The sequence below is a fragment of the Vibrio kyushuensis genome (genome assembly GCF_050337325.1).
GTDB lineage: Bacteria > Pseudomonadota > Gammaproteobacteria > Enterobacterales > Vibrionaceae > Vibrio > Vibrio kyushuensis.
The window spans coordinates 86,931-100,522 of sequence record NZ_JAKJSV010000005.1; the positions used below are offsets into that span (position 1 = coordinate 86,931).

The 13,592-nt window shown below is 40.5% G+C and carries 10 protein-coding genes and 2 riboswitches; of the genes, 6 read left to right on the forward strand and 4 right to left on the reverse strand.

Going from position 1 to position 13,592, the window contains the following annotated elements; all coding sequences use genetic code 11:
• Positions 1-156: 156 nt before the first annotated feature.
• On the reverse strand, positions 157-1,545 hold the full coding sequence (locus L4D20_RS11980) for an alanine/glycine:cation symporter family protein (protein ID WP_428801824.1): 1,389 nt from the start codon (positions 1,543-1,545) through the stop codon (positions 157-159).
• Between the two features lie 192 nt (positions 1,546-1,737).
• Positions 1,738-1,851: riboswitch (glycine riboswitch) on the reverse strand.
• Positions 1,852-1,871: 20 nt separating this feature from the next.
• Positions 1,872-1,974, reverse strand: a riboswitch (glycine riboswitch).
• A 284-nt stretch (positions 1,975-2,258) separates the two neighbouring features.
• Here L4D20_RS11980 and L4D20_RS11985 point away from each other — a divergent pair.
• The 5 genes from L4D20_RS11985 to L4D20_RS12005 all read left to right on the forward strand — a co-directional run bounded on the left by L4D20_RS11985 (position 2,259) and on the right by L4D20_RS12005 (position 7,853).
• Positions 2,259-2,729 carry a TetR family transcriptional regulator gene (locus tag L4D20_RS11985; protein ID WP_428801825.1) on the forward strand — a complete coding sequence of 157 codons (471 nt, stop codon included), beginning with the start codon at positions 2,259-2,261 and terminating at the stop codon, positions 2,727-2,729.
• Between the two features lie 185 nt (positions 2,730-2,914).
• Positions 2,915-4,261, forward strand: a complete 1,347-nt coding sequence (locus L4D20_RS11990) for a YadA C-terminal domain-containing protein (RefSeq protein WP_428801826.1) — start codon at positions 2,915-2,917, stop codon at positions 4,259-4,261.
• 545 nt (positions 4,262-4,806) lie between these two features.
• Positions 4,807-4,965 carry a hypothetical protein gene (locus L4D20_RS11995; protein ID WP_428801827.1) on the forward strand — a complete coding sequence of 53 codons (159 nt, stop codon included), beginning with the start codon at positions 4,807-4,809 and terminating at the stop codon, positions 4,963-4,965.
• A 115-nt stretch (positions 4,966-5,080) separates the two neighbouring features.
• Positions 5,081-5,821, forward strand: coding sequence for a chromosome partitioning protein ParA (locus tag L4D20_RS12000; protein ID WP_428801828.1), 741 nt, complete (start codon positions 5,081-5,083; stop codon positions 5,819-5,821).
• Positions 5,822-6,086: 265 nt separating this feature from the next.
• Positions 6,087-7,853, forward strand: a complete 1,767-nt coding sequence (locus L4D20_RS12005; protein WP_428801829.1) for a putative bifunctional diguanylate cyclase/phosphodiesterase — start codon at positions 6,087-6,089, stop codon at positions 7,851-7,853.
• A gap of 4 nt (positions 7,854-7,857) precedes the next feature.
• On the opposite strand, the gene L4D20_RS12010 is transcribed toward L4D20_RS12005, so the two are convergent.
• Positions 7,858-9,828, reverse strand: a complete 1,971-nt coding sequence (locus L4D20_RS12010; protein ID WP_428801830.1) for an ATP-binding protein — start codon at positions 9,826-9,828, stop codon at positions 7,858-7,860.
• A 128-nt stretch (positions 9,829-9,956) separates the two neighbouring features.
• Here L4D20_RS12010 and L4D20_RS12015 point away from each other — a divergent pair, with 128 nt between their 5' ends.
• Positions 9,957-10,712, forward strand: a complete 756-nt coding sequence (locus L4D20_RS12015; protein ID WP_428801831.1) for a substrate-binding periplasmic protein — start codon at positions 9,957-9,959, stop codon at positions 10,710-10,712.
• A 123-nt stretch (positions 10,713-10,835) separates the two neighbouring features.
• On the opposite strand, the gene ribA is transcribed toward L4D20_RS12015, so the two are convergent.
• Positions 10,836-11,888 carry a GTP cyclohydrolase II gene (gene ribA / locus L4D20_RS12020; protein ID WP_428801832.1) on the reverse strand — a complete coding sequence of 351 codons (1,053 nt, stop codon included), beginning with the start codon at positions 11,886-11,888 and terminating at the stop codon, positions 10,836-10,838.
• Positions 11,889-12,180: 292 nt separating this feature from the next.
• Complete coding sequence (locus tag L4D20_RS12025; protein ID WP_428801833.1) at positions 12,181-13,287, reverse strand: M20/M25/M40 family metallo-hydrolase; 1,107 nt, start codon at positions 13,285-13,287, stop codon at positions 12,181-12,183.
• Positions 13,288-13,592 lie beyond the last annotated feature (305 nt).

Below are 13,592 nucleotides of genomic sequence, written 5' to 3' on the forward strand. Positions count from 1 at the left end.
TCTCGGTCTAACGCTATTCTTCTATAGTCTTTAGCATAGGACATAATCAGCTGATGTTGCGCGAGATTTAATTTAGCGCAAGGATAAAAAAGGCAAGCGATTGAATGCGCTTGCCTTTTGAATCTTTATATTATGCCGATGTAATCGGTAATTTTACTAACTCGTTGTATTTTGCTGGCTGTTCATTGGGATTTCTGAAGATGTAATATTTGAGAAATATCGCTTAGTCTCTTCAATGACAACATGGCGAAGCGCAATTAAGCCAATTAAATTTGGGATTGCCATTAAGCCGTTAACGATATCTGCAATGATCCATATAAGGTCGAGGTGTAAGAAAGCGCCTGATGCAACAAGACAAATGAATATGATCTTGTACGGTAGAACCGCTTTTGTTCCTAGCAAGAACACAACGCAGCGTTCACCGTAATAATTCCAACCTAAAATGGTCGTAAATGCGAAGAACATTAAACCAATAGATACAAGCATTGGACCTAACGTGTCTGAGCTCAGTCCTTCTGCAAATGCATGTGTCGTCATCGCTGCGCCAGCGTAACCACTTTGCCATGCTCCCGTTAAAATAAGTGCAAGGCCTGTCATGGTACAGATGATGATGGTGTCAAAGAAGGTGCCTGTCATCGAAATTAGCCCTTGCTTTACACACGAGTCTGTTTTCGCTGCGGCTGCTGCCATTGGCGCACTACCGAGGCCTGATTCATTAGAGAATACACCGCGAGCGATTCCTGATTGGATTGCTAGCATGATGCTTGCCCCAAGAAAGCCGCCGCTCGCCGCTGTCGAGGTAAACGCTGAAACCAGCACAAGTTCAACCGTATCATAAAGCTTGTCAGCGTTAAGAATAATAACGCTAGCACAGGTAACAACGTAAAAAACGGCCATTACAGGCACGACTTTACCGGCCACTTTAGCAATGGATTGAATCCCGCCTAACGTTACACACGCCACCAAAAAGGTAAGAATAGGGGCTGATATTTCGCGAGTAACACCAAACGAAATTTCGCTAGCGTCAAGAATAGCGTTTACCTGAGGGAAAGTACCAATACCAAAACAGGCAACACCCAGAGCGGAAATAGCGAACATAATCGCAAGCGCTTTAGAGCCGACACCATACTGTAGGTAGTACATTGGGCCACCAATCATCTGCCCTTTGTCGTCTACTTTACGGTATTTAACCGCCAGTAAGCATTCTGCGTATTTTGTTGCCATCCCAAATACAGCCGCAATCCACATCCAAAAGAGAGCCCCAGGGCCACCCAATTTTATTGCAGTGGCAACACCTACAATGTTACCTGTGCCAATGGTGGCAGAAAGAGCAGTACAAAGAGCAGCAAAGCTTGAGACGTCGCCTTTACTGGATGTGTTTTTGTCTTTGGTAAAAACAAGTTTTAGAGCGGTAGGTAAGTGCCTAAATTGAAGCAAACCTAAGCTAAACGTAAAGTAGACGCCAGTACCAACGAGTAAGATCAGTAGTGGTGGTCCCCAGACAAAGCTGTTGATGGTTTGTAACACAGATTGAATATTGTTCATGATTTCCCCTTAAAAAAACAAAATATAAGGAGAAGAGGGAAAAGGTGTGAAGGTCGAATGAATCATCACACAAGCCGCTATCCAGATCATCTGGGTAGTTGCCATATACATTGAGGCAGTATCCGTTGAGCCGTTACAAATATAGGTACACTTAATTTGTAAATAACTGAACAATAAAACTGTTTAGTGTCTTTCCACTCCTCTGTCCTTTTGCCTGAGAGTTTGACTCTGCTTTTACACAGAGCTTGCTCCTTCGGCGACCGCTTTCTACAACAAGGTAGTACGGTTCTCTCCAGAGGTTCCTCCAACTACAGTCCACGCTTTTCTAATTTTCATTAGTACAAAGCACCTGAAAGATTTACTTCTTCGGTGGGTAATGCTAACCAAGTGTTAAGGTTTGGTTAAATACCGCTCTCCTACAGTCTTCATCGGAACAAATGTGCAATAAATGCACAAAAGTAAGTCAATAATGCTAATGATTATTGAGGTGTGAACTCTATCATCTTTTTACTGTAATTCAACTCCAATTTCATAAATGTATATCAGTCTTGTATACCACCACTTTTACCCCTGATAAGCAGTATTGACAGGATTGGTTGAGTACTGCGTATTAGTATTTAACTTGAATTCTTACAGTTAACTAACAATAAACAGTGCCGCGTGATGACATTATTGCGTATCATTACCTAAACAGATCAAGTTGAGTCGATAACATGGCACGTATTACCGTTGCAGAGCGCGAACAGAAGAAACAAATGATGGACGATCTTATCTTTCGATTATTCATGACTGAAGGTTGGGAAGTAGTAACCTATGACCGACTTGCTAAAGAGTTGGGAATGGGTAAGAGCAGCATTCAACGCTATTACGAAAGTAAAAACATGTTCATGACGGCCTTGCAGGGGAAAGTATTCCCTATGGCTATGCAGAAGTTAGACTTTAGCACCAGTGAAGCATTCATTAAGAGTTGGCTTAAAGCGTACCATGATGAAGAGTCACATGTATTTCGTGAAGTCGTTCGTATGCTAATGGATAACATCATGTCGAGTGGAACCGCGCCACAAGCAAAAGCCGCTATTTATAGAATGATTAAGCAACTCGAAACCATCATGCCATACCAAGAAGCAGAAGATACGATGAAGATGGTACTAGGCTGTACGGTTTATGCATTCATAGAAGACTAGAAAAAACAGCCACTTAAAACCGACATTCAAAATAAACAAAAAAACTTTGAACTTTATGCGTACCAGTACTTGACGTAATGAGTTCAATCTCTATAATGCGTACCCATACACAGCGAGGCACTCCTTCGCTTTTTTATTAAAACCAATGCGTACTAGTGCGCAATTAATCGTAGGGTATACGAAAAATGAAAAAGACAATTCTAGCAACACTTATCGCAGCAACTTCTTTTGGTGCAACAGCAGCACTTGGTGATAACACTCAAGGTTTAGACATTAATAATCCTGAAACAATTATTACTGAGTTTGCAAAGAATAATGCAGTTGTTACAGATACTGATGGCGATGGTGTTACTGTTGGAGATACCGTTGAAATTGGCGGTAAAACATTTACGAAAACTGCCGATGGTTTTACTGTTGATGCTAAGGGGCAAACATTTGCTATCACAAATAACGGCGATGATACTTGGACTTTCCAATCTAATGAATTAGATAGCGATTTTAAACCTGTTGCACCTATCGAACTAGTTAAAGACGAAGATGGTAACTTCTTAAAAGATGGTAAGAAGTTTGCTTCAAACGATATGCTGAAAACTTACGTCGTTCATGGTATCAAAGAAGAGTTTGGTAAGGGGTCATACGGTTCTTGGGATGCTTTATCTGCTTCAGAAAAAGAAGCAGCAATTGCAATTGCTGAACAACGTTTCGAAGATAACAATGGTGCAGGTAAAGGTGTTAATCGTGATGTTCGTGAACATCTTGCAAATAACAACCTAAACCAACGCGCAATTGAGAAGCGCATGGAGCGTAAAAACCAAGGTCTATCAAAAGAATTACTTGTTGATGGTAAACTTGCTGAAGGTATAGAACAATCTTCTGTTGTTGACTCAATCAACAGCCGTAAAACTAACAATGATTTAGTTTATTCAATCGTTGACGGTAAATTGATGGTAACTGATACGTCTGTTGCGGCAACTGCAACACCAGTAGAAGTTAAGGCAGAAGATATTGCAGCGGCTAAAACTGCAATTAAAGATTCTGTTTTACCAGAAGACAAAAAAGCAAACGAACAGAAACAAAAACTTGTTGATGCTGGTAAGTTAACTAAAGAGCAACTTGAACTGGTTGTAAGTGCAATTTCAGACAGCGTTTCTGAAATTAAAGATACTTACCAAGGTACTGAAGCAGCGGTTTACGCTAACACTCAAGCAGCAATAGATGATCGTCAAGACGCACAGATTGACGCTAACACACTAAGCATTAACGACCTATACAACCAAGTTGACCGTTTAGACGAGAAAATGGACGGTGTAATGGCTTCAACTCAAGCAGTAACGGCAGCGCGTCCATACATGGGTGCTAACCAAACTAACGCTATCGGTGTTGGTCTTGGTCACGCAGGTGATGCACAATCAATGGCTATTGGTTACGGACACCGCATGAATGAAAACTGGACTGCTAACGCTAACGTTTCAATCACAACTGCTTCAGATACAGATGTATCAGTAGGCGCAGGTGTTGGTTACGCTTGGTAATCTAATACCCTACAAACTGGTATTAACGGTTTATCCCTACCTTCGGGTAGGGAGTTTTTTTAAGCGCTCTATTCATCAAGTCATTATCCATGCTGTTTAACGGTGTAGTGTTTAGAGCACTTAAAGAACCTTCTTTAAGCCGTAGGTTCACTAAATTTTAGTGTTTGCATTGTCCGAATAACATATTGAATACATCTAGCCCTATCAGCGATACTCGTTGATGGGTTTTTTTCGTTTTATCAACTTAATGTTTTAAGAATTAGAAATGCTTTTACATGAAACATTGTGCGCTGGTGTGTTTGGTGAACCTTTAGACAGCCATCGACTTAATGGTGTGACCAAAAATTAAATGGGATATCACCAATGAAATATTTGATTGAACAATTATTCTTCAGTTGAGTGTGAGAACACCTATTCTTATCTTATTCATAAAGAGTAATTAGTATAAAATAGAGTGACATGCTTGATGACTGGATAGCTTTCTTACCATGTCTATTGGCAAAGAGCAGATAATGCAATGAATGGACGTTGAAGAGGATTAGGGAATGACAAAGTTAATAGCGATTGTTTTTGTTTCTGCGCTGGCGTTTGTTTTGATTCGTTATCGAACTAATGAAAAGATACAAAAAGGCATTGTCGTGACATTAGTGGCTAGCTTTTTACTTTATACTGCGTCAATTATGATTACTGAACTATCAAGATAACTGGCGTTAGGAAATAACTGAGACCAAGTTCAGTTGATGAAAAAGTTCAGTTGATGCAAAAGCCGAATTTACACGATGACTGTATACACAAGGGTACGGTTTCTAGGAGAGACATTTGAACAAGCAAAGTGATACCGAACAATTTGATGATGACGATGTTGTCGTGGTCGAAGAACGTGATAAACGTACGTATATCTACATTATTATTGCTTGTTTACTCGGGTTAGCTTTAGGTGGGTTGATCGGTTCAGCGACAACCGCGAAGAAGTGGGAAGAAACGTATCACAAACTTGAAGCGCAATATCAACAGCTTTTAAAAGATAAGAAGCAGTTGGTGGTGCGAGTCGAAGAAAAAGTCGCTAAGGTTGATGAGCAGCTTGCAGAGCAGATGGAACTAGAGTTGTCCAATCAACAAGAGCAGCACAAAAATGACATTAAAAAGCTTGAAGAGTTAGTCGCAGAGCTTGAGAAAGTGAACTTATCACTTGAGTCACAAGTGGCAAATCAAGTGGAACAGATCGCAGATGCAGACACGCAGAATAATCGTTTAAATAGACAAGCTGACATGCAAGCCACCATGTTTGAACGCTCGAGAGAGTTGTTCCAAAAAGAGCTGCGAATTCAACAAGAAGTAGAAAGCTTAGAAAAAGAGCGTGAAGAGTTATTACCGATTATAGAGTCACTTAAAACGCAATGTGATGTATATTTGGAAGGCACCTCGTGGGATGCAAAATCAGACTCTTGTGATAGGCAAGATGAAGCAAACTCTCGCTTAAGCCAAGTTAACCAAATGCTACAAGTTCATCGACTGGATCTTAAACAGATTGAAGCACTGTCAGATGAACTAGGTCTTTGATTTTAATATCACCTATGAATCGAGACCTTACATAAGTAAGGTCTTTTTGTATCCGTCTCCACACGATTTCTCATTAATTGGTTACTCATATCAACAAAATTGTGTATTGCATCTAAGTTTCTCATTTTATTATTTATTGTACTAATCGTTAGCCAATTTTTATCTATACTTTAGCTATTAAAGTTTTGAATTATTGGTAAGCAACGCTTTGTATTAGCGCGACTATAATAAAGCTAAATCAATAGTGATGGTGAGAGGTAGTCATTTGTCGAATTTTGTCCAGATTCGTTCGCGTATTTTTAATATCAAACGGTTAGTACAACTCGCGTTTATACTGTCCATAGCTATCATTACTCATACTCTACTCGTCGAACATGCTGTTGCTCGGTGGATTTACTTCCTGTTTCCCATACTCATGTTCAGTGCGTATTTTTCTAGCGCTAAAAAGACGAAAGTCGCCGCTGCTGTCGGTTCAATGTTGCTCATATTAATTGGTGGGGTTGTAGAGCCGCTTGAGCTAGATGCCATTGAAGAGAGTTTCATTCTTCTTCCCTTATGTTACATCGTTATATTCCCTGGTTCGTTATGGCCTATAGCAACGGCAGTGTTGTTAATCATCAGCTATCTTATTAACCTTCCACCTGACGATTTTGATGAATTTCTAGAAGACGCAATTGAGGTATTGTTGATCACTTCTTTTGCAACCGTCATGACCTATTATCAAGTAAAACTTCGTAACCAGATGCTGCGTTATAAGCGCGATAGTATGGCGGATATGTTGACGGGATTACCAAATCGTAAGGCTTTCTTTAATGATCTACTCGAGATTAAAGAAAAGACCGGTCATGACTATGCACTCTTCCATATTGACCTTGATGGTTTTAAGGCCGTAAACGATAGCTTAGGACACAGCCAAGGCGACAAGCTACTTAAGGCATTTGCCGAAAGGGTGTCTGGCTTGTTGTTTGACTACAATAAATTCTATCGGTTAGGTGGTGATGAGTTTGCCATTATAGTTAAAGGGACACAGGATCTTGGGGACCGTATTAGTCACACGGAACATCAGTTAAAGCATGGTTATCAACCTAGATTTAGAATCGAAAATATCCCATATAAATTAGGCTACAGTATCGGTGTTGCTCTATTAGAGGATGCCATGAGAGATACCGATTTATGGTGTAAAAATGCCGATATTGCGGTGAATAAAGCCAAATTACGAGGTAAGAACTACATACAGTGGTACGACTCTGACATGCTCGACGAGACGATTCGAGAGCATCAGATAGAAAAAGAAATGAGCAGGGCGCTCGATGATCAGCAGTTTTGTTTAGCTTACCAGCCTAAGGTTAATTGTAGTGATAATGAAATAGTGGGTGCAGAGGCTCTTATTCGTTGGATTCACCCTGAACTCGGCATTATTCCTCCCGTCAGTTTTATTGGGATCGCAGAAAGAAGCACCCAAATAATACCCATAGGGCGCTGGGTTATAGAGCAAGCGTGTGCTCAAGCGAAAGAGTGGCTAGAAGGCGGTAACCGATTATGTGTATCGGTGAACGTTTCAACGGTGCAATTTGTGCATGACGATATCTATAAGTTCGTGTCATCTACATTGGAAATAACGAATCTACCGCCAGAATTACTGGAGATTGAAATCACCGAAACCGCTCTAATGACTCAATCTGAGCATGTAATAGGAACATGTGAAAAACTTAGAAAGCTAGGCGTTAAAGTAGCCATTGATGATTTTGGTGTTGCTTATTCTTCTCTTAATTACTTAAAGCAGCTTCCTATTGATACCTTGAAAATTGATAAGTCGTTCATTGATGAGTGCGTGTCGCTACATACCGACCACATGTTAGTTCGTACTATTATTCAAATGGGGCACAATCTAGGGAAAATAGTCGTTGCAGAGGGCGTAGAGACGTCAGAGCAGCTGAATTTATTAAATGATGAGCAATGTAATATATACCAAGGGTACCTATACTCAAAACCCCTGTATGTTGAGGACTTTAATAGAGAGTTTCTATCTTAGTTAATCATTTACCGTCAATGTTTTTTAAGTCGTTAGATGAAGAGGGTTCTTCTTTTGTCAGTTCAGGTAGGTACTTAGATAGCACTTGGAAAAGGTGGGCTGGAGTTACTGGCTTTGAAATAAAGTCATTCATGCCTGCCGCATAACAGCGTTTTTTATCTTCACTAACAACATTTGCGGTAAGAGCAACAATGGCGACATCTTGAACCCAGCCAAGTTGCGAACGGATTTTTTCGGTTGCTTCATAACCGTCCATTTCGGGCATGTGGCAATCCATTAGAATCAAATCGTATTGCTCCTGGTGGCATTTTTGTAGTGCTTCTACACCGTTATTTGCAATATCCACACTCAGACCAATATTCATCAGCATGATCTTCACGACCTGTTGATTGACGATGGTATCTTCTACAAACAGTACATGGCCATTGTTCTTGGATGTTTGTAGTGGAGGAGTAATTGAAATAGTGTCGTTTGCTGGTGTCACCGGGAAGTCGCAAATATTGGGTGAGGTTGTCACTTTGTTTGCCAAAGACTGAGTAGAGACAGTCAGTGGTAGCTCGAAGAAAAAATTACTACCAAGGTCGAGTTCGCTGATGACGTTGAGTTCACCTTTCATTAACTGAATAATATTTTTACTGATCGCTAAACCAAGACCTGTCCCGCCGAATTTCCGAGTTGTACTGCCATCGGCCTGCTGAAATTTTTCAAAGATATCACCGAGCTTATCTTTAGCGATCCCAATTCCAGTGTCTTTTATTGAAAAGCTTATGTTTGCTTGGCTAGGACTATGTCCGATCAGTTTGACTTCCAATTGAATGGAGCCTTTCTGTGTGAATTTAATAGCATTGCCTAACAAATTATTGATGACCTGAGTTAAACGTACGGGATCACCTTCTAATACCTCAGGAATCTCTTCATCAATGTGACATTCGAACATTAGTCCCGCTTGTTTCGCCTTGAGGCTGTATACGTCTGCCTGCTGTTTAATTAAAAGATTGAGGTCAAAGGGGGCCTGTTCCAGTTGTAAATGACCAGCTTCGATTTTAGAAAAATCCAGGATGTCATTAATAATATTTAAAAGGTTTCTAGAGGACGTATCAAGAACATTGAGGTACTCAAGTTGCTTTGGAGAGTTTGATAAATCTTGTAAGAGTGCTGATATACCAATAATCCCGTTCATTGGGGTTCGTATTTCATGGCTCATATTGGCCAAAAATTCACTTTTCTTCTGATTGGCTATTTCTGCCTTTTTCTTCGCATCCACCATTTTGTGGTAATTGAGGTCAAGGTGGTCAATACACGCATTGTAGTTGGTAGAGAGTTCTCCAATCTCATCTTGAAAGAGACGTTCTTGTAGTGTCATTCTGCTAGGTAGAGGCCCATTGTTGAAGTCAGCCATGGCTCGGCTAATTTTTTCAATAGGTCTAACAACGAGTCTTAGGGCGATAACTAATATACAGGTAATAATGAGCAAAGACTCAATGGCCTTCATGGCAAGAAGCAATAGAAAGCTACTTGTTAACTGTTCGTACAACGGTGTGAGTGATGTCTGCACATGCAGCTCACCTAAATGAAAAGTTTTTGAACCGAGCTTGTGGTTTAAGTCCCACTTGGTGTCTATATAGTCCCCCGTAACGATTTCACCAAGCGCCAGGATTGTCTCATGTGGGCTGTCTGCGCTGGCTTGTGAGTCAGATGCACCATCAATAATGTTAATGTAATTGACGCTCGGGTTACGCATTAACCCTTCTGCTAATATCGTCAGCTGCTCTCTGTCTTCAACCCACAGGCTCGCACTGAAACTCGAAAGGTTAGTCTCTTCGAGAAGCTTAATTTCGTCATGAAGCTCTGTTAGTTCGCTTTTGTAACTTAGGTAGGAGTGGATAGAGGTATTTATTAGAGCCAAAACAATACTCACCAAAATGGTGTACATAACTAGTTGTTTATCAATACCTAACTGACGTTTATTCTTCAAAGCCCACCTCTTGTTAAATAGCTTGCATAAGAAAGTTGTTTGTATGCGAAAGGGTGCTAGTTTTAAAGATAGTCCTTATCGGTAAATAGTAAATAGATTAATCGATGAGTTTTTATAAAGGAGGTGTTATGAAATCCCTATTTAATTTGTTGTTTGTTTCAAGCTTACTGTTGAGCCATGCAGTCATGGCAAAACCTGTAAATTATTATGTTATCTCTGAGCAGGCACAGCCATTCCAGATTGAAGAAAAGTCAGAGAATCATTCCGGCATTGTGACCGATATTGTACAAGCGATATTTGAACAATCAGAACACGAAATTACCTACCATACCTATCCATTTAATCGAATGATCTCGGTGCTTGAATCGGGTGGGGAAGAAAACTGGATCACGTATGGAAGCCCCAATTGGGGAAGTGTTCAAGCAGATAATCTGTCTGATATTCCCATTTATACGGTTAAACATAGCATCGTGATGAGTAGTCAGGATCCTATTAAGTTTGTAGGGATGCACTCGGTTACAAATAAAGGGATTGTACTATTACGAGGCTTTGACTACATCGAATTACAACCGTATTTGGATGATGGCTCTATTGAAGAGGTTCGTGTAAAGGACTATCAAGCCGCATTTAGAGTTGTAAAACGAACACCTGGTGAAATGGCTTTCGTTGAGATGGAATCTCGAGTTAGGTACAACTTAAGTAAATTATCGCTTGATCCTACTAAGTTCAGTATTCAACCATTTAGCGACGTGATTGCCGATTATCCAATCTATTTGGCGTTTTCTTCATCCATGGACCCTGAGCTTCAAGCGTTTATTAATCAACGTTTGAGCTCAATGAAAGAGGCTGGTGAACTTGAACTGATCATCAGTAAATACATTTAGTTGAAGGTGAAACGGTAGTAGTGCGTCGAAGCGGAGATTAACCTTCTTTCAGAGTGTTTTGTACTGAAAGAAGGTCGTTGCCATGCAGGTTAAACAGGCGCTTCTATGTTTACTTGGTAAGCATCACTTAATAAATGTCGCATCAAACATGTGCCCGAGCTTTTCGGCTTTGGTTTTTAAGTAGTGGTGATTATGCGGGTTGTTCCCTTCTTGAATAGCCACACGCTCTACAACCGATATATTGGCCCCTTCAAGTGCGTTTACTTTTCGTGGGTTGTTGGTCATTAATCGCACAGAGGTGATGCCAAAATAGCCTAGCATTCCTTGGCAGAAAGCATAATCTCGCATGTCAGCAGCAAACCCAAGACGTTCATTTGCTTGAACTGTATCTGCGCCTTCATCTTGTAGATGGTATGCACGGACTTTATTCGATAATCCAATGCCACGTCCTTCCTGTCTTAAGTACAGAAGCACTCCGGCACCTTCATCAACAATATTTTTTAAGGCTCGTGATAGCTGAAATCCGCAATCACATCGAGCACTGAATAAAGCATCTCCAGTTAGACACTCTGAATGTAACCGAATCAATGGCGCGCTGACTTTGTTAATGTCGCCATACACTAATGCAATGTGCTCTTTTTGAGTACTGTGCTCGACAAAAGCATGCATTTTGAATTCACCCCATCGAGTCGGCAGCTTAGCAGCATCGATAAAACTAACGAGATTGAAAGGTGTTTGAGTTTTTAGTGAGCTGCGAATTTCCATGAGAATCTGGCCGAGCACATTTCTGCCGTGGCCATCACCGCCATCGCCCCAAAAATCATCCTTGTGTGAGTGCTCTTTTAAATCTATGTCACCAGTATTGACTAAGTGAAAGGCCAATTGAGTATGTTGGGTGAATTTTTGATTAACGATGAATTTCATCACCTCGACTCTAGTGTCCATCCAATCTTCACGAACCTGATCTTGGTACTGCCTACTTAGTTGGAACGCGACATCTGGAGATTCAGCTTGTCGTATTTTCTCTTGAAGCTCTTGAGAATGAAACTTTTGAGCTTGATAATAATGTTCGCTGGAGGGCCAATTTACGCCGGATATGTCGATAATAACGGGGTAAAAGTTGGAGAGGAAACCATTTGAGTCAAACGGTTCATAGAACAAAATCGATGTAGCCATAACAGTGTGCTCCTAAGCCTTATTTTAACTTTATTTCTAAAATTAAATGCCAAGCCATGTGTCTAACGTTCAGTGTGATGATACTCATACAACCTAGTTGAGTATGCATTGACTATAGTAAGGCTAGTTAGGGGATAAGAGTTCGTCAATCCCATGCAGGTCAGGTACTTAGAGAGATATGAAACTTTATTGATAGTAATATCAAAAAATCCGACAGGTAACTGTCGGATTTTTAATAGGTTATCTTCGTTCCGTTTATTGGAGTTTAGATTAATATTTATATCAATATAATTTATGCGGTGAGATAATGTTTCATGAACTGAGTGATTTTTACTAAATCATCAACCGTAATGAACTCTTCTGTCGTATGAACTTTCGCCATTCCAGTCGAAAGGTTCACGGTTGTTAGGCCTTTCTCATTGAAGTTATTTGCATCACTACCACCGCCAGTTGGTTTAGCTTGTGGATCTACTCCGATAGCTTCAAATGACTGCATGATAGTGGCAATATGAGGGTGATCTTCAGCAATCACATAAGCATTGTACGCACGTTTTGAGTCAAGTTCCATTTCCGCGCCATGCTTGTCAACCGCAGCTTGGAACGTCTCAACCATGTGATTAACTTGCACTGCAAGCTTTTCGTCATTTAGGGAACGAGCTTCAGCTACAACGCGAAGCTCTGGCATAACGATATTGGTTGCATTACCACCTTCAACAATACCGATATTCGCTGTTGTTTCTTCATCAATACGAAGAAGGTTCATTTTTGTGATTGCTTCAGCAGCGACACCAATGGCACTAATGCCTTCTTCTGGCGCTAATCCTGCGTGGGCAGGGCGGCCTTTAATGGTAAACGCCATTGATTGCTGACCAGGTGCGCGATTGATAATTGTACCAATAGGGCCGCCTGAATCTAGAACGACAGCTTTGTCCGATTTAATGTAAGACATGTCGAAGTTTTTTGAACCTTGAAGGCCACCTTCTTCATGAACAGTAAATGCAATTTCGATGGTTTTATGTTCGATGTTTTCAGCTTGAATACAACGAACCGCTTCCATAATAGCGGCGATGCCTGACTTGTCATCTCCACCTAAAATAGTGTCGCCTTTTGAGCGGATTACACCGTCTTCAATAATAGGTTCGATACTGTTTCCGGGTGCAACCGTGTCCATGTGACAGCTTAAAACTACACTGTCATCCAATTTACCTTCTAGGCGAGCATAAATATTGAAACCGTTTGAGATCTCTTCTGCTACAGGCAGTTTATGTACAGTGAAGCCAAGCTCACCTAGTTGTTCTGCTAGTGCCATAGAAATTTCGAGTTCGAAGCGTGATTCGCTGTCGATTTTGATCAGTTGGCAAAAGTGTTCAACCAGTCTTTCTTGGTTAATTTGAGTCATTATTATATCTCGCAGGGAACAGGAGGTTGTTACCTTAGCCTTGAAGCACGTCAAAAAACACTGAGTTAAATCAATAAAACGTTCTACTGTTTAGTTAGTAATCATCTTTTCGTTAATCGAGCCTTCCATTACGGGTGTAAATAGCCCTAATGTAAATAATATGTTGCGTTGTAATTTCTGGGTTACCAAATTTTCATCAACAGAGTGAGGAGGTTGACAGTGATAAATCCCTGTTAATAAAGTGTAAGCTTTTGATCTAACGTATTTATTAGTCGGCGCGATTTGTATTTTTATCAATGCATGAT